The following is a 21,132-nucleotide window of genomic DNA, read 5'->3' on the forward strand; positions in this document are numbered from 1 at the left end:
TGGCTATGCTAGCACATTATAAAACAATCCATTCGTATGGTTCGTCTGAGATTATCATCAAGAAGTCACGTTTCATCGGTCATGCTAAACCCGTAGATTCAGAAGAAGAAGCAATCCAGTTTATTGAAGCGATCAAAAAGGAACACAGGTCGGCGACGCATAATTGCAGTGCGTATGTCATTGGTGAGCGGGATCAAATCCAGAAGCAATCCGATGATGGAGAACCTAGCGGAACAGCAGGGAAGCCGATTCTGGAAGTGATGAAGCATCAAGGGCTCAAGAATACCGTTGTCGTAGTTACTCGTTATTTTGGTGGCATCATGTTAGGTGCTGGCGGACTTATTCGCGCTTATGCGGATGGGGCTGTGGCAGGCATAGAAGCAGGCAAGCCGATTTATAAAGTAAATCATCAGCTCGTGCTGATTGAAGTCGATTATACATGGTATGGCAAGCTGGAAAATGAACTGAGAAATCAAGGGATGCTGCTTGGGGACATCGGGTTTACGGACAAAGTGACCGTGCCTTGTTATCCTTTAGCTGCTAAAGCGGAAGCATTTATGAATTGGGCAACTGATGTCACACAAGGTCAAAGCATGATCATCGCTGGTGAGAACGAGTACATCGTTCATGAGAGCTTGCCTGAATAGGCAGGCTCCCAGAATCTAAACAAAATTTCATATGAGCTGAGGATGCGGAGGGATAGGAATGGCTAGGAAAGCAGTCGCGCAAGAGCTTAGCAGAGAACGAATTCTTACGGAGGCGCGGGAATTATTCGCTACTTTCGGCTATCGCGCTTTAACGATGCGAAGCATTGCTAAAGCAATGGGGTACAGTCATGGGGCGTTATATTACCATTTTAATGAGAAAGCAGAATTATTTTATGCACTAATTAAAGACGATTTCGCCTCACTTCTGCAGCGTCAGAAGGAAATGATCGTTCGTGAGCATGGGTTTAGCGTGAATTTGCTTCAAAAGTTAATGATGGAATTCGTCTGGTTTGGATTAAGCAACCCGAATCATTACGAAATGATGTTTATGATTAACGAGCCAGAACTGCAGCAGTACTCGCGTACCGAACAAGCTCAGTGTTTGGATATGTTTGCGATTGTCATTCGTGAAGTCTTGAAAGATCAGCCAGGAGCAGAGAGCCGCAAGTACACGCTTCCGTGGAATTTATTTATGTCCTTACATGGCTTTATCTCTTATTGCATTCAGTTCAAACTTTCTTATGAGGAAGCACGCAAATTGGCTGATGAGCATATCAGACTGATCTGTGTCAGCTTGGATGTGGATTCCGTAGAAGTTCAGCGTCCGCTCGTCAAAATGATTGGACAAAACGTACGGAAATCCAACGTTATATAGAAGAAATTAAGGAAGCGAGACGATCTGTCTGTGCTTCTTTTTGCTTATTGGGGCAATCTGTATTTTACATTACCCCCTCTGTGCTTTAAAATGATGACAAGATACCGAGGAAGGATGAGCATATACGATGGATTTAACGATATGGTCGGAAGAGAACGTTGAATTTATGTTTGAGGAAATTAAGAAAAAGCTGCGCATGGCGACTGGGGGATCTATCAAAGCCTCCAATGTCAAAGAAGAAGTCTACGAGGACCTGAAGGATCTCTATGATATGGTTGCAAGTAAGGATCGTTTCAGCATTAGCGAGATTGATGCGATCACGACCGAGCTTGGAAAAATTCGCAAAGCCTAATGGGTTGGTCATTATCCTAAGCCAAATTAGTAAGCCGCTGTTTCTGACGTTGTGTCGGAGGGGCGGCTTTTTTGCTGCTTTCGGCTGTGGCCCGCTCCCGCCTCCGAACGCCCGAACGCCCGAACCCCCAGCCTCCAACTCGCAACCCGCACCCCGCACCCCGCAACCCGCACCCCGCAACCCCAACCCTGCCCCCCTCAATTTCCCCTCCAAATCAAATAACTGGATTTTCTACATCTAATTCATGCCAAATCCCTGCGTTTGCGAAAATAACTGGATTTTCTCCCGCTAAATTGATTAAATTTCGCCCAATGGACCACTTTGCACAAAATTAGCTGTATATAATCCAGTTAATCGTTCCAAACCGCTGATTCCCACGAAATTAGCTGTATGAAATCCAGTTAATTCCTAACTAAAAAAACAGCCCCACACAGCACCCACCTGAGTGAGTCCTACTTAGGCTACTTATCATTTACATCGACACTATGGTCGTGGTTTCATTCGCAAAGCTGCTACTAGGTACAATAGAAGCACCACGCCGAATAAATTCCAGAAGCTCGGTAAGCTCGCTAGTGTTAGATAGAGTCCATAGGGAAGTGACCAGATAAAAGCGACAATTAGCAACTTCCTATTCCTTAAAAAGGAACCGATCAACGCGAGTCCAGCAGGTGCAATTAACATCACGAGTAGGATGAGCATAGTATCTCTGCTAGCTACTACTTCGGAGTAGGGATTCCAAAAAAGGAACCAACAGCAAAGCAGCATACTTCCCAATGAAGCACAAATGCCGAGGAAAGATATTGAACTTTTCATCCTAGGACTACCTCCAAACCTCCTAATTAACTACCTGCAAGCTCTAAACACCAATCATTACATTGCATAAAATGCCCTGGTGGGTACTCGAATTCACACTCAGACCTAAGGGTAAAGTTAAGCTTGCGACACACCGCATTCGAAGCAGGATTGTGAATGGAAGGAAACGCATGCATCCATCGATATTTAGCCCCCGCGTTCACATGAGAAATAGCTGCCTGCAAGGAGCTGCTCGCTATTCCTCGCCCTTGGAAGGTAGGAAGTACACTCCAACCGATTTCGTAGACATTTTCTCCTTGCCAGTGGCTATCCCAGTATCCAATACTACCTACGGTTTCATGATTAGGCAGCATAACGATACTAAACATATGCCCTTTTTCTCTTTCGCTGAGGGTAAGATACCGGTTGTGGCGAGCGCGAAGCTGCTCTTCCGTTTCCGGGCCTCCAAGATGCTCCATCATCTCAGGAGCATTGCAAAGTCGAAGGAGTTCGAAATCCGATTCGGACCAAGGCACGATAATAACTGGTGAAGCGTTCATTTTCTCTGACATGATCTCACTCCGATCTGCGGTAGTAAACTCAGAAAATTTCGCTGGTATCTTCATTGTAATAGAACATACGTTCCGTATCAAGGTTAAGAAGTATCTACTCTCATACATACTATCACAACGACAAGGACAAAATAGGTAGAAAATGGTACAAAAGGAGAACGTGTAAATTGACGCAACATGGAGAGGCTTCAAATGCCGCTTTACCTCAATTTCCCCAATCATTCTGGCTCGACTCTGTGGACAAGATCCCGCAATTTCCTAGCCTCACAACCGATCTAAAAACCGATGTCGCCGTTATTGGTGCAGGGATTACCGGAATCACCACGGCTTATTTACTCGCGAAACAAGGCGTAAAGGTCATTTTGCTCAATGCAGGACCTATCCTTGAAGGAACGACAGGACATACCACGGCTAAAGTTACCACGCAGCATGGACTTATTTATCATGAGTTTCTTGCCCATTTTGGCGAGGAGAAGACTCGTCTTTATTACGAAGCGAATCACGAAGCGCTGATGCTCATCAAGAAAACGGTTGATGAACTAGGCATCGAGTGTCAATTTACCGAAGATGACGCGTATCTGTATACATGTGATGATGCGTATTTACAGCAATTACAAGATGAGTACCTGGCATATGGACAGCTGAAAATAGGCGGCGACTATCTGGAATCAACCCCGTTGCCGTTCAAAACAAAAGCAGCAATTAGGCTAAAAGATCAGGCCAGGTTTAATCCTGTGCCTTACCTGATTCGACTTATCCAGGAAATCGTGCGGCTTGGCGGTCACATTTATGAAGGAACACCGGTTGTCGGTGCCTCTCATGAGCAGCCATCCATTGTCAAAACAAAGCAAGGCCACCAGGTCACTTGTAATTACGTTGTCACCGCCTCGCACTACCCATTTAACGACATCAGAGGCGCTTACTTTACTCGTCTGCATGCAGAGAAGTCATACGTCATTGCTGCACGTACTAAGCAGGCTTACCCCGGAGGGATGTATTTAAACGTCGAGCAACCTTCTCGGTCTCTCCGTGCTGTCACCATACAGGGAGAACCTGCGGTCCTGATTGGCGGGGAGGGACATAAGACGGGGCAAGGGCTGTGCACCCATCAGTATTATGAGAATCTACAGAAATTTGGAGAGGATACCTTCGGACTGCGGGAGATCCTGTACCGTTGGTCAGCGCAGGATGTGTTCACGTTAGATAAAATGCCCTATATTGGGCAGCAATTTTCTGATGCTCCTCATCTCTTGATGGCGACGGGTTATCGCAAATGGGGGATGACGAACAGCATGGTGGCTGCGTTGCTGAATACGAAAATAATTCTAGGGGAGCAAAGTCCCTATGAAGATGTGTTTACCCCGCATCGATTCCATGCGGATCCTAGCGTCAAAACATTTATCATGCAGAATGCCAACGTGGCGAAGCATTTTGTTGCTGGGAAGTTTGATTTAGAGCATAAGCACCCTGAAGAGTTGTCGCCAGATGAGGGTTCTGTCGTACGTGTGAAAGGCAAGAGAGCTGGTGCTTACAGAGAACCCAATGGGGAACTGCACGTTGTTGATACGACTTGTACCCATTTGGGATGTGAAGTCGAGTGGAACGACGCGGAGCGAACATGGGACTGTCCATGTCACGGTTCTAGGTATTCCTTCCAAGGGGATGTGATCGAAGGACCCGCCAAGAAGGCATTGACCAAGCTAACTGTAGAGACATGAGCGTATTTTTACGTAAAAATGGACAGCTATCCATGCGATGTTACCCCATTAGCCATACACTGTAGAGCAATGTATCTCTGTTGGGTGAAGGAGGTGGACGTTCGTGGCATCCAGAATTCGTAAAGAAGAAGTACGTAAATTGATCGGGAAAGATATTTTGGCTGTTAAAAAAGATGGTACACAAGTAACTGGCAAATTGGTGCGTATCAGCGGGAACACGTTGATTGTTGCTCCACAAAATGGCAAAAAAGTTCAAGTAAAAGCGATTATTCCATTGGTTTTATTTGATTTGCTGGCTATTGGCACTGCACCTTATGCGTATGGTGGATTTGGCGGTGGCTTTGGAGGTTATGGTGGCGGCTTTGGCGGTGGCTTTGGTGGCTTTCCGTATGGTGGCGGCTTTGGCGGCTTCGGTGGTCCAGGACTCTGGTTCTGAGGATGATCGAAATCGAATAGGCATGGAAGACTCTCTCCTTCAGGGGAGAGTTTTTTGTTTGTGCGGATACCCTCTTATGAAAATACCGCACCAATTGGCTGCTCCCTGAATAGGCTATGATACAGCTTTATGGCAGAGACCCAACTCCAGGAGTTAAGCTCTGGAACTAACCGCGGACAGGGAGTGAGCAGCATGCCGAGTTCCATCGTGTTTAACATGATCAATATTAATAATCAGAATACGAATGCAACGATCGGGATTGGAGAGAACGCCCAATCCAGCTGGGATTCCCATAGCAAAAACAATTACGGTACCGGGGAATTCATCGGCAATTCAGTCACGTGTAACATCGTCAATTTCATTTATGATAATGACTTTATTGATGCACCGATTAATGATCAGGACTTTAAACCAGCCATAACGAATCAAGTTTAGGGAAAGGGTGGTAGTACGCCATGACGAATCTACCCGGTCCCCTAGATCCACCATTGATTCAATTTGACTCGATTCATGTCAATTCGATAGCTGATGCTTCTGGTATATTCATTGGCACGAATGCACAAGTGAATTGGTCAACGAGCGGTAAAAGCAATAGCGGCCTCGGTGAAGTGAGCGGTGAACATAATATGGTGTGGAACAATGTGAATACGGTTTACGATAACGATATCATTGATGCGCCTTATACCAAAGGTGATTTGATTATTGGTCGTGTTTGAAAAAAAGCTCCGCGACAGCCTTATTCGGCCGTTGGCGGAGCTTTAGTCGTTTCTTCTGTCGGAGCCGCTGTCGCCGCGGTGTTGGTAGTGAAGCCAGACGCCTGTGCTTGCACAGTAATCATTTCCTGCAGCCACTCCGGTGTTTCATTATCACCGACATTGAGCATATCGAGGAAATCGGAATCATTCAGCATCGAACGTGTACCCACCAATTGGTTATGATCGCCTTCGACAGCGCCGAAGCCTTGAACTGTTTTTTGATTACTCTGAAAATCAGTAGGCCAGTTATTTCCCATATTGATGCAGGATGCACTTTCGACGGACCCAATACGAATCGAACCGATGATAAAAGTTGGAGACATGAATGACGACATGGTAATCACCTCATCTTTACACTTTAGACTGGGGAGGGGTATAGCGGTAGCCCGTCGAGGTTCGCTCGGGACCTGAACCCTCTGGTGCGGTTGATGAATGCGATACACCGTCGGTGGATCGCTCTGATTTAGATTCTCTGGTCACTTGTGTACGTTGGATAGCTTTATCAACCGTATCATCATGCGCTTTCCCATTCGGCTTAGCACCGAAATTGTTTCCTAAATTCAACGAACCGCTCAGTTCCTTAATATCGAGATGGTCGAGTCGAAAGGTCAAATTTTCGAGAACAGGCTGATGGACGTGAAGATTATCGATATGTATGCGTGGGTGCTTGGCAGAGAGGTCAGCCAGCTGATCTTCAAGCCTTCGCAGCCGTTGTTCCAATTGGTGTATGGTTTGGGCGTGTACGGAAGGGGGTGAAGATTCTGATCTCGCAAGCGGCGGTGTTTTAGGCATGGCAGCAGATGAGACCGATGGAGGCGGCGATGTTTTCTTTTTTTGAAACCACATAAGTTAGATCAGCTCTTTCGTGTGTTCGGTATAACATCAAACTTATCATTATCGAGTACCGTATGTTTCCCACCTATCACCACATTACGCTCGCCATTGAGTTCACCTAATCCTTGATTCTTTTTGGCAGAATGCCTTCTGCCGCTGATCCGATTACTGCCTTTATTTACACTAGAATTTTCCGATATGTCATCGATATGAATGGATTTAAATTGGATCCGTACCATCGTATTCCCTCCAAATCCTCTAATTCAGCGTCTCCTTTCCATGTATATGGGGACAAACGCAGAATCATTTCTCTTTTTGCAAAAACAAAAAGATCACCGTGCACGCCCAGGAGTGGCGTCGGTAATCTTCATCAAGCGTGGTCTCACGTAAATTGTATCGGGATGACCTTCTCGTCATCGGGTGGTGCAAGCGGAATGCGAATAATGAGCAATCCATTATGATACTGCGCTCGCATCTGATCGGTCAAGGCCCTGCCAGGCAAGCGGATCGCGCGCTCAAAGGTACCGAAATAACGCTCGGACAGCCGCATCTGCTCATCGCTGACCTGATAAGGCCGAACGAGCATGCCTCGAATCAAGAGTGATTGGTCACGAAAAGATAGCTGGATGTTCTCAGGGGACGACAATCCGGGTACCTCCGCGACGACAACGAGCTCTTGTGATGTCTCATACATATCAATTCTAGGTCCGGTTAGTGGAATAATACTGGCAATATCCTGCCAGAAATCAGGACCAAGTACATCGCCAGCTTGCGCCGACAGTCCCTTCCAATCGGGCTTTGACGAACGATTGCCTGGAGGATTCATCTGCCATCATCACCTGACTTCACCATTAAAAGTAGAGCTGCGAGCAGCTCGCTACTAGTTTATGTGCAAACGCGGCAGATTATGGCTGACTTCTAGACATCGGACATGTTGACTACTGCGGCGGCCGCTGATTAGCGAGCTGCTGCTGGGCCATGCGCACAAGCTCACGGACCATAGCACCGCCGATCGGCCCCCCAACTCTGCCGGCATCTTCTGAGCTCAGTTGCCCATTATAGCCTTGTTGCAAGGGAACACCAAGTGTGCGCGCAACCTCATACTTGACAAGATCAGGCCGTTCTGGATTAACGGCGTATCCTTGATCTTGCATAACTTGGGCTTTCAGTAGCCCTAAGCCATGTTCGGATCCGGGCACCATAGCCCGGTTTCTTCTTCTTCGTGACATCGTCTATCACCTCTTAGGTGTTAGGATGCCCTGCCCCTTTTCGGATCATGAGTACGAAAAGTGAAATATTTATGCCCGATATAATTGCCAATCGTGTACAATCCATTACCTACGAGTATGGCGCCATTATGGAGCCAGCCTGTACTGACATTCGTCAGAAAGGCTCCTAGCACATCAGCAAGCAGCCAGCTGATCCCGTAGGAGAATCCGTAACAGACAAGAATGACAATGCCAAACTTCCACCAACTGCTGCCAATACTGGCATTCGAGCGAAACGTAAACGTGCGGTTAAGCAGATAACTCACCACAGCACCGATCGTATTGCCGCCAAATGTCGATATCCAATAATTGAGATCAAATAAGTTAAAAAGTACGAAACTGATAGACAAGCCTACCAGCGTATTGAACACACCGACGAGTAAGAAACGCGCAAAGCTGCCTGTTAAGAAGGTTTTCAAAGACGTCATCCGATTACCGCCTTGAAGAAGCAGGTTGGATCGGTGAAGTAACCGTTTCGTCAGCTTGTATGTGCTCCCTTAATTCCTTTTCGATAACAAATAGGGGACGCTGCTTCACTTCTTTATAAATTTTTCCTATGTATTCGCCGATCAAGCCGATCGCAAGGAGCTGCACACCACCGATGAACCAAACGGAGAGAACAAGGGAAGTCCAGCCCGTTACGTTTGCACCTAGCAGTTTGCCTACAATCGCATAAATAGCAGCAACTACGCTAAGTGCGAAGAGCATAAAGCCCATCACGGTGACCAAACGGATCGGAGTTACGCTGAATGAGGTAATGCCATCGAAGGCAAAAGCAAGCATTTTGCGCAGCGGATATTTGGATTCACCAGCAAATCGTTCTTTTCGGTCATAATAGACCTGTGTGGAGGGAAATCCTAGCAGAGGGACTAAGCCCCGAAGGAATAAGTTAACTTCTTGGAATTTTTCCAAATTATCAAGCGTGCGTTTGCTCATTAAGCGGAAATCCGCGTGATTGTAATGTATTTTCACACCTAAGGATGTCATGAGTTTATAGAAGCCTTGGGCGGTAGCTCGTTTAAAAAAAGTATCTGCGGAGCGATCTTGACGAATACCGTAGACAATGTCAAAGCCCTCGTGGAATTTCTTGATAAATTCACGGATGACGGATGTATCATCTTGGAGATCCGCATCGATGGAAACGACGCAGTCGGAGTACTCTTTTGCTTTTAGAAGCCCGGCAAGTAAAGCACTTTGATGACCGGCATTTTTGGCGAGCTTAAGCCCCGTTATGAACGAATGAGCAAGATGGAATCGCTCAATCAAGGACCAAGTTGCATCTTTGCTGCCATCATCGACAAACAAAACCGTACTATTGGGGGCAATCAATTGATCCGTTATCAGGGAATCTAAGACCTCACTAAGTTGAAAAACAGTTTCCGGGAGTACTTCTTCTTCGTTGTAGCAAGGGACCACAATGGTCAAAATCGGTTTAGACACAGTACTCGTCTCCGTCCTGAATAGAGAATAGAAGCAAATCTTAGCTTAAGTTTTAATTATAGCTAAAAGGACAATAAAAAGTAAGCGGCCGGAACGGAAATCATCGTCCCAGCCGCTCATGCTTATCTATATTACCAAATCTATTTTACCAACCAAACCCGAATGTAGCTAGAACGATAACTAAGAGGACGTATAGAACGAGGACTACAGCAGTGCTTGATCCACCAGCAGGGTAACCACAACTCATGTCAATCCCTCCCTTCACAAGATTACTATATGTGATCTGACTAGATGGTGCATGGATGAATGCCCTGTATACGGAGAAATAATTGGGCAACGTGTCCATTTTGTGGGACTAGATCGGAGAGTTCACAATTCGGAATGAAGTGGCAGGCAACATGAAGGAAAGGAGGTAATCAAACGCATGCGTTACGAGGAACGTCAACCGGATGAGACATTAGCGCGATATGTGAAATGTTATTGGTATTTGGAGCGAGATTACAGTGCAGTGGAAGAGGGAGAAACCCTGTGGCCAGATGGCTGCCAAGAGTTGATTTTTCACTTTGGAGCTGAGTATTCCGTAGGTGGGCAGGTTCTGCCGAGGGCTTTTTTTATCGGCACGCTTTCCCAGTATCACCCGCTTACAGCGGAGGGTCCGATTCGTCTATTCGGAGTGCGGTTGCTGCCGTGGGGGTTGCGAGCTTTCAAAGAGATGGATCATCGCGCGTTGATCGACAAGTTTCTTCCGCTCACAACTATATTTCCCGAGCACGAATATGAGCTTGCCGAGCTAATTGCGCAACTGGCAGAAGCTGAATTGGACGAGGGAGTTGCGCTATTGACGGCTTATTTGTACCGTCATTTCCTACCAGAAACCAAGCATACCGCTATGATTAATATCTTATCCAAGTTATATCGAACACCGATGGAGCAGGATGTTCCCATCAGTGTAGCGGAGAGCGGCTACTCCCAGCGGTACTTTGAGCGCATTTGTGCAGAGCTCGTCGGCATGTCGCCCAAGCGGTTAAATGCCGTATCACGCTTTAATCTCGCTCGGCTTCAAATCTTCTTCAATCCGACGGTGGATATCGCTAGTTGTATGGGGCAGTTCGGCTACTATGATTATGCACACTTTTCCAAGGAATTTAAAAGATGCCTTGGGATTACCCCAAACGAATATAAAAAGTGGCTTTTGCGCCTTACGGAGAGCGGGAGGGGAGTGAGCCCGGGGGAGAATGCTAGTGTGGTGCAGGGAGAGGTGCGGTGATGAAAGGGCAGGCTGGCTAGCTAGTGTTAGGAGGCATGGGCTTGGTACCATCGAGCGTCCATAGAACGTCTGGCAAAGACTCTGCAAGTATCAATAGAGCGAACATCAAGCGACCGCCAAGCACCAATGAACGTCCAACAAGAACTGACTAAGTATCAAATACCTACTAAGTATCTAGTGAGCGTCCAACAGGCACCAAAAAGTAAACTAATAAGCGTCCACGAAGTTCCGACCAAGTACCCGCTAATTGCCCGCCAAGCGTCCACCAAGTCCCGACCAAGTGCCCGGCAAGTGCGTACCAAGTACCCACAACCCCCCCACCAAGCACCTACTGAGCGCCTAGCCAGCCGCCACCAAGCCCCCGTAGAGGCAAATAACTGGGTTTTCTCCATCTAAATCGGGGGATTTTGGGGGGATTTACGGAATACCTGTATTTCCTCCAGTTAATTTCGATCATTTCCGAGTAAAAGAGGGATTTGAGAGAAATTAACTGGAGTTTTTCCATTTATGTGTCTGAAACAGCGGGGACAGTTGAAAATAGCTGGAGTTTATCCAGTTAAACTGAGTGAGAAGCAGATGAGTGAAGCGGAGTAAGTAGGAGTGCCCCACCTACGACAAGGTTTCCCACTTTGCCCACATTTCCCTAGGGTTCAACTCATAGATTTCTTTTTCGCGAAACATGAACTGGTGCATAATGAACTCGCGGCGCAGGGTTGCAAAATCCGGATGATAGTTTTTGAGTAGCTCATTTAGCTCTTTCTCGGTATAGGAACGGCCTTTCTCTAGCCCAGTAACCATATGTTCGAGAACAATCAATTTCTTTTTAAGCTGAGAAGGAATGTGTTTGAGCTTTCCATCTAACGTGAAAAAATTCCGTATAACGGACTGCTTCAAGTTCGAGTTTTTGTCCGCGATTTCCATGGATGCAGGAACCTCCTTTTTATTTTTGAAAATAAGATCAGCGGTCGCTTGACCGTGACTGTGGATGAACGCGTCATTCAAGGTGAAATAGATCGTATTTTTGTCGCGACGTTCATGAATCAGGTTGGCTTCGCGAAGTTTGGCAGCGTGATGTGTGACGGTCGCCGGGGTCACGCCTAATTTTTCAGCAAGTGTTAGCCCATTAGATTCCCCGTCCGCAAGCAAAATGAGCATTCGTATACGAGTCGCATCGGATAGTGCCTTATGGTAGGTGATGATTTTATCCAGTTGCATATCTGACAGCTCCTCAACTTAAATTAAATATATATCTAATTAGATAATATTTAAATTAGATGGGTGTGTCAAGCGTGAAAGTTTCCTTCTGGGCGGTGCTCATGTAAAATATGTAGATAGACGTCAAAGTTTAAAGGGGAAAATCGTAATCATGCGAATACTTGTGATGACAGCAGTCGCTGCTGAACGAGATGCCATACAACGGGGTCTTGGTCAGGATAGTCGATTTGAATATGCGTTAGCTGGCGTGGGCATTGCCGCGGCAGCGGTCAATGGAGCCCTTGAGCTTGCCAAAGCTGACTATGACCTCGTGATTATCGCCGGTATCGCCGGCGGTTTCGCAGGTCAAGCAGAAATAGGCTCGCTGGTTATTGCGAGCGAGATCATCGCCGCTGATCTTGGTGTTGAGCTGCTGGACGGCTTCAGCAGCTTAGACGAGCTGGGCTTCGGCTCAACGCGTATCAGCGTTGCTTCCGAAGCCGAGCGCGTGACGGCGGCGCTGCAAGCCGCCGGCTTGAAGGCGCAAGCGGCGCCGGTGCTGACGGTGGCTACGGCCACCGGAACAGCGGCAACCGCCGCTGCGCTGGCGGCGCGCGTGCCTGGCGCTGCCGCCGAAGCCATGGAAGGCTTCGGCATTGCGACAGCAGCGCAGCAGCGCGGCGTGCCTGTGTTGGAGATCCGCGCGATCTCCAACGCCGTGGGGCCGCGAGACCGAGACGCTTGGCGGATCGGTGAGGCCTTACAAGCTTTAGAATCAGCAGGTTCAGTCATAGCGGAGGTGCTTTAATATGAAAATAGCGTTCTCACCTTGTCCCAACGATACCTTTGTTTTCCATGCCTGGGCACATGGTTTAATTCCAGGTGCACCAGAGCTCGATGTCCTCTACGCGGACATCGATATTACGAACCGTCTGGCCGCCGAAGGGACTGGCCCCGACGTGCTCAAGATCTCCTACGCAGCACTCCCGTGGGTGCTGCAGGATTACGCCCTGCTGCCCTGCGGCGGCGCCTTGGGCAGAGGCTGCGGGCCGCTTGTGCTTATGCAGCCAAACGGCACTGGCACCCAGGACCCGGCTGCACTTAGCGGCCGCCGAGTCGCTGTGCCAAGCGAGCGCTCGACCGCGTACTTACTGTTCCGCCTATGGGCTGAACAGAACGTACCTGGCGGCGTAGGCGAAATCGTGGTCATGCCGTTCCACGAGATCATGCCCGCCGTGCGGGACGGCCTCATCGATGCCGGCCTCGTTATTCATGAAGCGCGATTTACGTACCCGTCGTTCGGGTTAGCGCTTCTAACCGATTTGGGCAGCTGGTGGGAGTCCGACACCGGGCTGCCGATCCCGCTGGGCGCCATCATTGCTCGGCGCACGATGGATGTGGAGGCGCTCGCGGGTTGGGCTCGCGCTTCCGTTGAATACGCGTGGGCGCATCCGGAAGCTTCACGCGACTACGTCATGGAACACGCGCAGGAGATGGATCCACAGGTTGCGCAGCAGCACATTGACCTGTACGTCAATGAGTTCACCGCTGATCTCGGCGATAGCGGATATGGCGCTGTGTTGACCTTGCTTCAACGTGCCGCCGAGGCAGGCCTTGTGCCGCAGATGGATTATGCGGCTTTATTGAAATAGCAATAGAACGCAAAAAAAGCTGATCTCCCGTAGATAACATCTACTGGGAAGACAGCTTTTTTGTTTTTATCATACCAGAACTTCCCTCTGGTTAAGAGGTTTAATTAAAGTATCCCCTACCCAATCACATTCACAGGCGTGCCCTGCACAAAACTCCGCGCATTATTGCCTGCAACAGCCATCAATCTAGCTCTGGCTTCCTTTGTTGCCCAAGCAATATGCGGTGTAATAATCACATTCTGCGCATGTAGCAAGGGATTATCTGGCTTGGGTGGTTCTACCGTTAATACATCTAGCCCAGCACCAGCGAGTCGGCCTTCATTCAAAGCTTGCGCGACATCGGCCTCATGAAGGAGACCGCCTCTTGCCGTATTAATTAGAATAGCCGATGACTTCATCAAAGCGATGCGCTCTGCATTGATCAACTCATTCGTTGCTGGGGTCAGCGGACAATGCAAGCTGATCACATCAGCGCGCTGTAGCAGCTCTTCAAGAGATACCCACTCTATGCCTTCGACAGGCTGAGGAACACTTCGCCCGCTGCCTGTAGCAATGACCTTCATCCCCATCGCCCTAGCGATAAGCGCCGTTTGTTTGCCGATCTGACCAAGTCCGATCATCCCTATGGTTTGACCGCTTAACTCTACTAGCGGGGACTTGCTGTAGCTGAAATCGATCGATCTAGCCCAGTCACCTTGAAGCACACTGTCGCTATGGCGTTGTATACGATGGCAGAACTCCAAAACCAAGGCAAAAACCAATTGAGCAACCGAATTCGTGCTGTAAGCTGGCACATTTGTAACGAGAATGCCGTTCATTTTCGCCGCTTGGATATCGACAATATTGTAGCCAGTCGCCAAAACGCCAATATATTTTAGATTAGGCAGCTGCTCCAGCGTTTGTGCAGAGAGAGGGGTTTTATTCGTCAGCACCATATCTGCGCTAGCCGCACGTTCGACGATTTGGTTTTCTGCTGTGCGATCATAAACAACGAGCTCCCCAAGTGCCTCAAACTCGCTCCAAGTTAAGTCTCCTGGATTTAACGCATATCCATCAAGTACCACAATGTTCATCCCAGTACACCCTCTCCATGTTTTATGCCATCTGTTTCGCTTATCCTCAAGGCGTTATTTTTTCACACCTGGCTCTTTAAAAGGGTTCAAAAACAGCTTCGGAATATGTGTCTCGAAACGCATTAACTGTCCTGTTGTCGGGTGCAAGAAGGCTAGCACACGCGCATGCAGACCGAGTCGATTGATCTCCTTAGATTTGGAGCCATACTTTTTATCTCCAGCAACGGGATGCCCGATATCCTGCATATGAACGCGAATCTGGTTTTTGCGGCCAGTCTCCAAATTCACCTCAAGCAGGGAGAAGCTCTTGTTTGCTTGCAGAGTTTTGTAATGCGTGACAGCGTGCTGTCCATCGTTCGGGTACGGTGTGGAGAACATTTTGAGTGATTTCGCGTGCTCTTTGAGCCACGAAGAAATCGTGCCCTCTGGCTTACGCACCATGCCTTCCACTAAAGCCACATACGTCCGTTCCTTGACGCTTTCCTGCCAAGTGTTTTGCAAATGCTGCTGTGCCTGTTCGTTTTTGGCAAACATCATCACTCCAGATGTGTCACGATCAAGACGATGAACGACAAAAATCCGCGCCTTCGGATCATGATTCCGCACATGCGCCGTAAGTTGGCGATAGGCCGTAATTTGATTTTCCTGTGTGTCCGTTGCAATGGATAGAAGGCCAGCATCCTTTTGAATCACAATTACATCGTTATCTTCGTGCAAAATCGTCATGCCAGCCAGCGGAATATCCTCTACGACTTTATCCTTATTGATTGTGACCGTCATTTCCGGTTGCAAAGGGTAATTATAAGCCGTGACCGCTTTGCCATTCACTGCGACTTGTCCACGAGCGAGAATCGCTTTGACCGCATTTCGACCTAGACTCGATAGCTTTTCTAATAAAAAGGGCAGAAGCTCAGCAGGTTCCTTCACCGTATACTGGCGAGTACTCGATTCCTGACTACTCTTACCTGCACCTGCTTGACTCGAATGGGTTTGTGCTTTATGCGTACCAAATCTGGGTTTTTGGCCTCCAGTGGATTTTGGACGTGAACCTTGTTTTTTTTGCATTTTAAAATACCTCCTAGTGCGATGGCTTACCTTCCGGTCAGTTCATTCGACCTCCAATATACCACGTTCGTAAAAGCAAATGAAATGATTGACTCGAACGCTACAGCTTCTGAATCGTGCTCCCCATGAAAAAATCTCCCTGCAGCCGCACATGTTCAAAAGGTAAATGCGGATTCGCAATCCGCCATAGCATGCGATCTGCTGCGCGATAGCCAGCCTCGCGGATCGGCAGTTGAGGGCGAGAACAGAGCGGGAGCGTGTCAATCTGTTCATTCAACAGTGCAACCAGCGAGCATTGCTGCGGCACGTTTACGCCTAATCGGCGAAGCGTGTGATACACAGGCGCAGCTTCTTCATCAATGCCGCAAATGACAGCCGTTGGTTGACGCAGCTGATATTTTCGCTCAAAATCGTGCAGCCACCCCTCTGAACCATCTCGCTCTATCGCGTGCTCGGCAGGATCTACGTTGACTCCAGCTTCTTTCATCGCTTCTGTGAAAGCCTGCCAACGGATAACGAATCCGCGTTGATCCTTCGTGTCACCTACATAAAGGATGTTTCTGTGGCCCATGCGTACTAGCCTTCGAACCGCCTGATAAACAGCCTCATACACATCCCAAATGACACTATCCACCTTTGACTCCGGTGGCGGGAAATTCAGCAGAATCCGGGGGATTTGCAGTTCCAGCAGCTTTTGTTCCAAGAGATCGAAGTTCATTCGTGGTGCGATAAACACCCCTTCTGCATACAGCAGTCCTTGATCCTCAGCCCAGTCATTGAATTGCGATGGCTTCAGTTTAGGAGGAATGAGAAGTGGCTGGACCGTGTGTCCGAATTCCATGAAGCGTTCATGCAGGCCTTGCAGCAGCAGGCGATTAAAGTTTAACGATTGTTTGTTTTGGACGAGTACGAACCTGCGCTGTACAACGGGATACGGTGAGATGAGATCTTGTTGAAGCGTTACTTTTTGGTCTTTGGTCATATAGCCAAGCTCGCGCGCGAGTTTGAAAACTTCACTTCGTGTCTGCTCTGACATGCCAGGCAGTCCGCGCAGCGCTTTGGATACCGTTTGAATCGTTAAGCCTAGCTGATCGGCCAAATCGTAGAGCGTAATTCGTTTGCGCATTCGTCTGAGATGTCTCCTTTTCTGATACCTTCTGTATCTCTAATTTTAAACTAATTTGATACTAAAAAGAAGGTTCTTTTTAAACTACACTAGGAGAGAAGCAAGACATAGAAAAAGCATTCGGAAAACCAAACAATGAACCTAAGGGAGCGAAGTCAGATGATCAAACAGATAGAAGCAGATGTGGTCGTTGTAGGTGGAGGACCAGCGGGGGTTAACGCAGCCATTGCTGCAGGTCGAAGCGGGGCCAAAACTGTTTTAATTGAGAAATACGGTTTTATTGGCGGGATGTCCACGGCAGCGCTAGTGTATCCTTGGATGACGTTTCATACAACGGATGGCAAACAAGTCATTGCGGGTCTTGCGCAAGAAATTATTGACCGCCTGATGGCGATGAACGCATCACCGGGACATCTTCGCGATACCGTTGGTTTCGTGAATACGATCACACCGTATCATCCTGAAATATATAAAGTTCTTGCCGTCGATATGCTCAAAGAAGCGGGCGTTAAGCTGCTTTTCCATAGCTTTGTCGATCATGTAGAGACCGTGGACAATCGCATTCAATCGGTGCAGTTGACGTCCAAATCCGGCAGAATTGATGTCCGTGGCAAAGTATTTATTGATACAACAGGAGACGCTGATCTCGCGTATCTGTCTGGTGCTCCGTGCCTAAAGGGGCGCGACGGGGATAAAGCGACACAGCCAATGACGATGAAATTCAGAATGCGGGGTGTGAATCTGCCTGCCGTGAAACAATACATGATCGATCACCCGGATGAGTTTTATAAAAAGACGCCTTTCTCCGAGCTCGCTGATCTCCCTCTTTCTGGTGTGCTTGGCTATTTCAAACACTGGAAGGAAGCGAATCTGCCGATCAATCGCGATCAAGTACTGTTCTTCACAGGTCCAGAGGACGACGAAGTACTGGTCAATACTACGCGTGTGCAGGGGCTGGATGGCACCAATGTAGAAGACTTGACCGAGGCCGAAGAGCTTGGGCGCAAGCAAGTGTTGATGGTCGCTGAGTTTATGCGAAATAACCTGCCAGGCTTTGAAAAAGCCTCGATTTCCAACGTTGGCGCACAAATTGGTATTCGCGAAACACGTCGTATTGACGGCCAGTATGCGCTTCAAGTGGATGATGTCGTGCAAGGCCGTCATTTTGATGACGTTATCGCACGCAGTGGGTACCCGATCGATATCCACGATCCATCGGGCAAAGGCGTAACCGCAGCTTGGGTTAAAGGCGATGGTGCCTACGACATCCCGTACCGCTGCCTGCTCCCGCAAAAAATCGAGAACCTGCTCACCGCAGGTCGCTGCATCTCCACCTCGCATGAAGCGCTCGCGACGACGCGCCTAACGCCAAGTTGCATGGCTACAGGCCAAGCCGCAGGCTCCGCTGCAGGGCTCGCTGTGAAGCACGGCGTGCTGCCAGCAGAGATTAACGTTGCCGAGCTACAAGCCGTCCTTGAGAAGGATGGGGCTTTGTTGAAGTAGATATCGTTAGTGAACCCCCAGTGTCTTGTGACGCTGGGGTTTTTGATGTGTGTTTGTAGGAGGCCTCACCCCAACCCCAACCCCAACCCCAACCCAACCCAACCCAACCCCAACCCCCGCCCCACCGCTCCTCATTGGATAAATCCAATAGAACGCTCTGAAAAGTTGCCAGATTTTGTGTTTGATTGGATAAATCCATTCAAATTCCCAGAATAGCCACTTTTTCTGCCCCAAATGAGCCTCTCCACTGGATAAATCCAATGTGAGAGAAAAATTAAGTCCAAATTTGTTGATTTCATTGGATTTATCCAATGACTAACCATTAGCTACTCCAACACACTCTCCCTGGACAGAATCAGCTACCGCACCATCCTTACATGACCACCAATCTTCTAACGCACGCTATATCCCTTAATGCCGGCAGCTGCCAGACTCCCCCGAATACACCTCTACAAATCAGGGAACACTAGCACGTACATTATCATCTATCGTGTGAAGGAGATGTGTCCTTATGCTTTTATATCAATTAACACAGTGGTTCGAAGAACGCTCAACCTTGCAGCAATCGCTGCAGCATGAACCGGCAGAATCCGCTGATGTCATCCATCAGAAAATTCAGGAAGTCGAACAACAATTGTACGCTCACGCCGAACGCTGGAAAAATGCCATCGAAGAAGCCTCCTACTTGCAATTCCCCTATGAAGCCCCACATTTGGACGACGATATGGTGCTCTAACAGCTCTTTATTTGTCCGAATGACTCTTCCAATTTGGCCAAAACACGGCACAAGTCGTCCCGCATGGGAGGGCTTTCCTTTGTATTTCAACCGTTTTCGTGTAGAATTAGTAGAGGCACGATAACCCAGAATAGAACGAGGTTTTTTTCATATGAAAGTACTTGTATCCACACTAAACGCCAAATTCATTCATACCTCCTTGGCTTTGCGCTACCTTAAAGCGTTCTGCGAGAAGGATTTTGATGTTGAAATATCCGAATATACGATTAAAGATCCTGTCATGAATGTCGTTTCTGACATCTATCAGAAGGCGCCGGACGTGCTGGGCTTTTCCTGTTACATATGGAACATCGAAGAGACGATCAACATTATCAAAATGATCAAAAAAATCCGTCCCGAACTTATCATCGTCCTCGGCGGACCCGAGGTTTCTTATGACACCGACTACTGGATGGAGCGCATTCCTGAGGTTGATTTCATCGTGATGGGCGAAGGGGAAGAAACGTTCCATCAGCTGCTCACCGAAATTTCAACGACGCGTAAATATCACTTCGTCTACGGCGTTGCCTACCGCAAGGAACAAGAAGTGATTCTTATGCCGGGCAGACCGAAGCTGAAGCTGGATGATATCCCGTCTCCACATCGCTTCAAGGAAGATCTTCCGAGCCTAGCGAATCGTGTTGTGTACTTCGAGACGAGCCGTGGCTGCCCTTTCTCCTGTCAATTCTGCTTATCAAGTATCGAGGTAGGTGTGCGGTATTTTGATATGGAGCGGACGAAGGCGGATCTGCTGTATCTGATTGATTCGGGCGCGAAGCTGATCAAATTCGTGGATCGTACGTTTAACATCAAGCGGGACTATGCGATGGAAATCTTTGAATTCCTCATCAAGAATCACCGCGGCACCGTGTTCCAATTCGAGATTACAGCGGACATTATGCGACCCGAAGTTCTTGATTATCTAGCTGAAAATGCCCCTCCGGGCACGTTCCGTTTTGAAATCGGTGTGCAATCGACGAACGACACGACGAATGACCTCGTGCAGCGCAGACAGAACTTCTTCAAGCTGAGTCGTACTGTGTCTAAGGTGAAAAATAGCCTCAAAATCGATCAGCATCTCGATCTCATCGCTGGTCTGCCGGAAGAAGATTACAACTCGTTCCGTAAGACGTTTAACGACGTTTTCGAGCTAGGACCGGAAGAGCTGCAACTTGGCTTCCTCAAAATGCTACGCGGCACAGGCATGCGTAACGATGCCCATAAATATGGCTATATTTATATGGACCACGCTCCTTACGAGATTCTCGGCAACGACATCCTACCTTTCACCGACTTGATTCGAATCAAGCGTGTGGAGGATGTGCTCGAGAAATATTGGAACGCCCACCGGATGGATCATACGGTGAAGCACTTGATCGCCAAAGAGTTTGCTTCGGCGTTCGACTTCTTCCAAGAATTCGGCGACTTCTGGGAAGGCCGCGGCTGGCAGAAGATCGGGCATCAGCTCGAGGATCTGTTCACTCGTTTGCACGAGTTCCTGATGCATCGCGGGACGAACAACATGCACATCATCGAAGGCCTGATGAAGCTCGATTACTTCCTCGGCCATAAATATAAGCCGCGCAAAATCTGGTGGGACTTCACCTTGGAGAAGTCCGAACAGAATGCCTACCTCAAGCTGCTTGCAGAGCAGCCTGAGCTCGCAAGCGGAGACTTCGGGAGTCTCCGCATCAACGAAAAAGACCTCCACAAGCATGCGATGCTTGAGGTTCTACCCTTCGCTTTGCAGACGTACCTGCAAAGCGGCGAACTCGACGAAAGCAGCAAGGAGCTGCTTATCGTGCATTTCCCGCCGGACGCGCAGAAGCCGGCGTCCTACTATACGATGCCGTTGCAGCAACTGGCAACGATTTAGCTTCACATCCCTCTCACCTCTGGCGTGAGAGGGATTTTTTTTCGCATAAACCGATTGAACACGCGCCCATCT

The 21,132-nt window shown here is 48.4% G+C and carries 28 protein-coding genes; 13 read left to right on the forward strand and 15 right to left on the reverse strand.

Annotated features, from left to right (window positions below):
- Nucleotides 1–5: 5 nt before the first annotated feature.
- The 3 genes from AC58QM_RS01775 to AC58QM_RS01785 all read left to right on the forward strand — a co-directional run bounded on the left by AC58QM_RS01775 (nt 6) and on the right by AC58QM_RS01785 (nt 1,714).
- Nucleotides 6–647, forward strand: coding sequence for a YigZ family protein (locus tag AC58QM_RS01775; RefSeq protein ID WP_497280867.1), 642 nt, complete (start codon nt 6–8; stop codon nt 645–647).
- Nucleotides 648–705: 58 nt separating this feature from the next.
- Entirely contained in the window at nt 706–1,362 is a 657-nt protein-coding gene (locus tag AC58QM_RS01780; protein WP_497280869.1) for a TetR/AcrR family transcriptional regulator, read from the forward strand.
- Between the two features lie 127 nt (nt 1,363–1,489).
- Nucleotides 1,490–1,714 carry a DUF1128 domain-containing protein gene (locus AC58QM_RS01785; protein ID WP_497280871.1) on the forward strand — a complete coding sequence of 75 codons (225 nt, stop codon included), beginning with the start codon at nt 1,490–1,492 and terminating at the stop codon, nt 1,712–1,714.
- 483 nt (nt 1,715–2,197) lie between these two features.
- On the opposite strand, the gene AC58QM_RS01790 is transcribed toward AC58QM_RS01785, so the two are convergent.
- Both AC58QM_RS01790 and AC58QM_RS01795 read right to left on the reverse strand, forming a co-directional pair.
- Complete coding sequence (locus AC58QM_RS01790) at nt 2,198–2,527, reverse strand: hypothetical protein (RefSeq protein WP_497280873.1); 330 nt, start codon at nt 2,525–2,527, stop codon at nt 2,198–2,200.
- Between the two features lie 26 nt (nt 2,528–2,553).
- On the reverse strand, nt 2,554–3,078 hold the full coding sequence (locus tag AC58QM_RS01795; RefSeq protein ID WP_497280875.1) for a GNAT family N-acetyltransferase: 525 nt from the start codon (nt 3,076–3,078) through the stop codon (nt 2,554–2,556).
- A gap of 167 nt (nt 3,079–3,245) precedes the next feature.
- Here AC58QM_RS01795 and AC58QM_RS01800 point away from each other — a divergent pair, with 167 nt between their 5' ends.
- The 4 genes from AC58QM_RS01800 to AC58QM_RS01815 all read left to right on the forward strand — a co-directional run bounded on the left by AC58QM_RS01800 (nt 3,246) and on the right by AC58QM_RS01815 (nt 5,948).
- A complete protein-coding gene (locus tag AC58QM_RS01800; protein WP_497280877.1) occupies nt 3,246–4,796 on the forward strand; it encodes an FAD-dependent oxidoreductase in 1,551 nt (516 codons plus the stop codon).
- A 103-nt stretch (nt 4,797–4,899) separates the two neighbouring features.
- A complete protein-coding gene (locus AC58QM_RS01805; RefSeq protein WP_310501276.1) occupies nt 4,900–5,232 on the forward strand; it encodes a hypothetical protein in 333 nt (110 codons plus the stop codon).
- 192 nt (nt 5,233–5,424) lie between these two features.
- The gene (locus AC58QM_RS01810) at nt 5,425–5,667 is read left to right on the forward strand and encodes a spore germination protein (protein WP_436238391.1); all 243 of its coding nucleotides are present in this window, start codon (nt 5,425–5,427) and stop codon (nt 5,665–5,667) included.
- A gap of 20 nt (nt 5,668–5,687) precedes the next feature.
- Nucleotides 5,688–5,948, forward strand: a complete 261-nt coding sequence (locus tag AC58QM_RS01815; RefSeq protein ID WP_497280879.1) for a hypothetical protein — start codon at nt 5,688–5,690, stop codon at nt 5,946–5,948.
- 20 nt (nt 5,949–5,968) lie between these two features.
- Here AC58QM_RS01815 and AC58QM_RS01820 read toward each other — a convergent pair whose 3' ends face one another.
- From AC58QM_RS01820 to AC58QM_RS01855, 8 genes are all read right to left on the reverse strand, one after another.
- Nucleotides 5,969–6,322 (reverse strand): hypothetical protein, encoded by a 354-nt coding sequence (locus AC58QM_RS01820; RefSeq protein ID WP_497280881.1) that lies wholly within the window; start codon nt 6,320–6,322, stop codon nt 5,969–5,971.
- A 16-nt stretch (nt 6,323–6,338) separates the two neighbouring features.
- Nucleotides 6,339–6,833 (reverse strand): hypothetical protein, encoded by a 495-nt coding sequence (locus AC58QM_RS01825; protein WP_497280882.1) that lies wholly within the window; start codon nt 6,831–6,833, stop codon nt 6,339–6,341.
- A gap of 8 nt (nt 6,834–6,841) precedes the next feature.
- Nucleotides 6,842–7,060, reverse strand: coding sequence for a hypothetical protein (locus tag AC58QM_RS01830; RefSeq protein ID WP_497280884.1), 219 nt, complete (start codon nt 7,058–7,060; stop codon nt 6,842–6,844).
- 143 nt (nt 7,061–7,203) lie between these two features.
- Nucleotides 7,204–7,647: an Hsp20/alpha crystallin family protein gene (locus AC58QM_RS01835; RefSeq protein ID WP_497280886.1), complete on the reverse strand. Its 444-nt coding sequence runs from the start codon at nt 7,645–7,647 to the stop codon at nt 7,204–7,206.
- A 112-nt stretch (nt 7,648–7,759) separates the two neighbouring features.
- The gene (locus AC58QM_RS01840) at nt 7,760–8,050 is read right to left on the reverse strand and encodes an alpha/beta-type small acid-soluble spore protein (RefSeq protein WP_497280887.1); all 291 of its coding nucleotides are present in this window, start codon (nt 8,048–8,050) and stop codon (nt 7,760–7,762) included.
- A gap of 20 nt (nt 8,051–8,070) precedes the next feature.
- Nucleotides 8,071–8,517 (reverse strand): GtrA family protein, encoded by a 447-nt coding sequence (locus tag AC58QM_RS01845; protein WP_497280889.1) that lies wholly within the window; start codon nt 8,515–8,517, stop codon nt 8,071–8,073.
- 4 nt (nt 8,518–8,521) lie between these two features.
- Nucleotides 8,522–9,529: a glycosyltransferase family 2 protein gene (locus AC58QM_RS01850; protein WP_497280891.1), complete on the reverse strand. Its 1,008-nt coding sequence runs from the start codon at nt 9,527–9,529 to the stop codon at nt 8,522–8,524.
- A gap of 145 nt (nt 9,530–9,674) precedes the next feature.
- A complete protein-coding gene (locus tag AC58QM_RS01855) occupies nt 9,675–9,776 on the reverse strand; it encodes a YjcZ family sporulation protein (RefSeq protein ID WP_310501266.1) in 102 nt (33 codons plus the stop codon).
- A 177-nt stretch (nt 9,777–9,953) separates the two neighbouring features.
- Here AC58QM_RS01855 and AC58QM_RS01860 point away from each other — a divergent pair, with 177 nt between their 5' ends.
- Nucleotides 9,954–10,796 (forward strand): AraC family transcriptional regulator, encoded by an 843-nt coding sequence (locus tag AC58QM_RS01860; protein ID WP_497280893.1) that lies wholly within the window; start codon nt 9,954–9,956, stop codon nt 10,794–10,796.
- A gap of 166 nt (nt 10,797–10,962) precedes the next feature.
- On the opposite strand, the gene AC58QM_RS01865 is transcribed toward AC58QM_RS01860, so the two are convergent.
- Both AC58QM_RS01865 and AC58QM_RS01870 read right to left on the reverse strand, forming a co-directional pair.
- Nucleotides 10,963–11,106, reverse strand: a complete 144-nt coding sequence (locus AC58QM_RS01865) for a hypothetical protein (protein WP_497280894.1) — start codon at nt 11,104–11,106, stop codon at nt 10,963–10,965.
- A gap of 299 nt (nt 11,107–11,405) precedes the next feature.
- The gene (locus AC58QM_RS01870) at nt 11,406–12,011 is read right to left on the reverse strand and encodes a DUF2087 domain-containing protein (RefSeq protein WP_497280896.1); all 606 of its coding nucleotides are present in this window, start codon (nt 12,009–12,011) and stop codon (nt 11,406–11,408) included.
- Between the two features lie 151 nt (nt 12,012–12,162).
- Between AC58QM_RS01870 and AC58QM_RS01875 the strand changes: the two genes are divergently transcribed.
- Nucleotides 12,163–12,798, forward strand: a complete 636-nt coding sequence (locus AC58QM_RS01875; RefSeq protein WP_497280898.1) for a futalosine hydrolase — start codon at nt 12,163–12,165, stop codon at nt 12,796–12,798.
- Nucleotide 12,799: 1 nt separating this feature from the next.
- On the forward strand, nt 12,800–13,642 hold the full coding sequence (locus tag AC58QM_RS01880; RefSeq protein WP_497280899.1) for a 1,4-dihydroxy-6-naphtoate synthase: 843 nt from the start codon (nt 12,800–12,802) through the stop codon (nt 13,640–13,642).
- A 116-nt stretch (nt 13,643–13,758) separates the two neighbouring features.
- Here AC58QM_RS01880 and AC58QM_RS01885 read toward each other — a convergent pair whose 3' ends face one another.
- From AC58QM_RS01885 to AC58QM_RS01895, 3 genes are all read right to left on the reverse strand, one after another.
- Entirely contained in the window at nt 13,759–14,715 is a 957-nt protein-coding gene (locus AC58QM_RS01885; protein WP_497280901.1) for a D-2-hydroxyacid dehydrogenase, read from the reverse strand.
- A 54-nt stretch (nt 14,716–14,769) separates the two neighbouring features.
- Nucleotides 14,770–15,780 (reverse strand): RluA family pseudouridine synthase, encoded by a 1,011-nt coding sequence (locus tag AC58QM_RS01890; protein WP_497280902.1) that lies wholly within the window; start codon nt 15,778–15,780, stop codon nt 14,770–14,772.
- 100 nt (nt 15,781–15,880) lie between these two features.
- A complete protein-coding gene (locus tag AC58QM_RS01895; protein WP_497280904.1) occupies nt 15,881–16,906 on the reverse strand; it encodes a LacI family DNA-binding transcriptional regulator in 1,026 nt (341 codons plus the stop codon).
- Between the two features lie 159 nt (nt 16,907–17,065).
- Here AC58QM_RS01895 and AC58QM_RS01900 point away from each other — a divergent pair, with 159 nt between their 5' ends.
- The 3 genes from AC58QM_RS01900 (at nt 17,066) to AC58QM_RS01910 (ending at nt 21,060) form a co-directional block, all read left to right on the forward strand.
- Nucleotides 17,066–18,409, forward strand: coding sequence for an FAD-dependent oxidoreductase (locus tag AC58QM_RS01900; protein ID WP_497280906.1), 1,344 nt, complete (start codon nt 17,066–17,068; stop codon nt 18,407–18,409).
- Between the two features lie 511 nt (nt 18,410–18,920).
- The gene (locus AC58QM_RS01905; protein ID WP_497280908.1) at nt 18,921–19,145 is read left to right on the forward strand and encodes a hypothetical protein; all 225 of its coding nucleotides are present in this window, start codon (nt 18,921–18,923) and stop codon (nt 19,143–19,145) included.
- 151 nt (nt 19,146–19,296) lie between these two features.
- The gene (locus AC58QM_RS01910; RefSeq protein WP_497280909.1) at nt 19,297–21,060 is read left to right on the forward strand and encodes a B12-binding domain-containing radical SAM protein; all 1,764 of its coding nucleotides are present in this window, start codon (nt 19,297–19,299) and stop codon (nt 21,058–21,060) included.
- Nucleotides 21,061–21,132: the final 72 nt, after the last annotated feature.

The organism is Paenibacillus sp. J22P165 (genome assembly GCF_059692015.1).

Bases quoted from the DNA above. Each gene is read 5' to 3' on its own strand.
- AC58QM_RS01775 (WP_497280867.1), top strand. From the start codon at position 6: ATGCTAGCACATTATAAAACAATCCATTCGTATGGTTCGTCTGAGATT.
- AC58QM_RS01780 (WP_497280869.1), top strand. From the start codon at position 706: ATGGCTAGGAAAGCAGTCGCGCAAGAGCTTAGCAGAGAACGAATTCTT.
- AC58QM_RS01785 (WP_497280871.1), top strand. From the start codon at position 1,490: ATGGATTTAACGATATGGTCGGAAGAGAACGTTGAATTTATGTTTGAG.
- AC58QM_RS01790 (WP_497280873.1), bottom strand. From the start codon at position 2,527: ATGAAAAGTTCAATATCTTTCCTCGGCATTTGTGCTTCATTGGGAAGT.
- AC58QM_RS01795 (WP_497280875.1), bottom strand. From the start codon at position 3,078: ATGTCAGAGAAAATGAACGCTTCACCAGTTATTATCGTGCCTTGGTCC.
- AC58QM_RS01810 (WP_436238391.1), top strand. From the start codon at position 5,425: ATGCCGAGTTCCATCGTGTTTAACATGATCAATATTAATAATCAGAAT.
- AC58QM_RS01815 (WP_497280879.1), top strand. From the start codon at position 5,688: ATGACGAATCTACCCGGTCCCCTAGATCCACCATTGATTCAATTTGAC.
- AC58QM_RS01820 (WP_497280881.1), bottom strand. From the start codon at position 6,322: ATGTCGTCATTCATGTCTCCAACTTTTATCATCGGTTCGATTCGTATT.
- AC58QM_RS01825 (WP_497280882.1), bottom strand. From the start codon at position 6,833: ATGTGGTTTCAAAAAAAGAAAACATCGCCGCCTCCATCGGTCTCATCT.
- AC58QM_RS01830 (WP_497280884.1), bottom strand. From the start codon at position 7,060: ATGGTACGGATCCAATTTAAATCCATTCATATCGATGACATATCGGAA.
- AC58QM_RS01835 (WP_497280886.1), bottom strand. From the start codon at position 7,647: ATGAATCCTCCAGGCAATCGTTCGTCAAAGCCCGATTGGAAGGGACTG.
- AC58QM_RS01840 (WP_497280887.1), bottom strand. From the start codon at position 8,050: ATGTCACGAAGAAGAAGAAACCGGGCTATGGTGCCCGGATCCGAACAT.
- AC58QM_RS01845 (WP_497280889.1), bottom strand. From the start codon at position 8,517: ATGACGTCTTTGAAAACCTTCTTAACAGGCAGCTTTGCGCGTTTCTTA.
- AC58QM_RS01855 (WP_310501266.1), bottom strand. From the start codon at position 9,776: ATGAGTTGTGGTTACCCTGCTGGTGGATCAAGCACTGCTGTAGTCCTC.
- AC58QM_RS01860 (WP_497280893.1), top strand. From the start codon at position 9,954: ATGCGTTACGAGGAACGTCAACCGGATGAGACATTAGCGCGATATGTG.
- AC58QM_RS01870 (WP_497280896.1), bottom strand. From the start codon at position 12,011: ATGCAACTGGATAAAATCATCACCTACCATAAGGCACTATCCGATGCG.
- AC58QM_RS01875 (WP_497280898.1), top strand. From the start codon at position 12,163: ATGCGAATACTTGTGATGACAGCAGTCGCTGCTGAACGAGATGCCATA.
- AC58QM_RS01880 (WP_497280899.1), top strand. From the start codon at position 12,800: ATGAAAATAGCGTTCTCACCTTGTCCCAACGATACCTTTGTTTTCCAT.
- AC58QM_RS01885 (WP_497280901.1), bottom strand. From the start codon at position 14,715: ATGAACATTGTGGTACTTGATGGATATGCGTTAAATCCAGGAGACTTA.
- AC58QM_RS01890 (WP_497280902.1), bottom strand. From the start codon at position 15,780: ATGCAAAAAAAACAAGGTTCACGTCCAAAATCCACTGGAGGCCAAAAA.
- AC58QM_RS01895 (WP_497280904.1), bottom strand. From the start codon at position 16,906: ATGCGCAAACGAATTACGCTCTACGATTTGGCCGATCAGCTAGGCTTA.
- AC58QM_RS01900 (WP_497280906.1), top strand. From the start codon at position 17,066: ATGATCAAACAGATAGAAGCAGATGTGGTCGTTGTAGGTGGAGGACCA.
- AC58QM_RS01905 (WP_497280908.1), top strand. From the start codon at position 18,921: ATGCTTTTATATCAATTAACACAGTGGTTCGAAGAACGCTCAACCTTG.
- AC58QM_RS01910 (WP_497280909.1), top strand. From the start codon at position 19,297: ATGAAAGTACTTGTATCCACACTAAACGCCAAATTCATTCATACCTCC.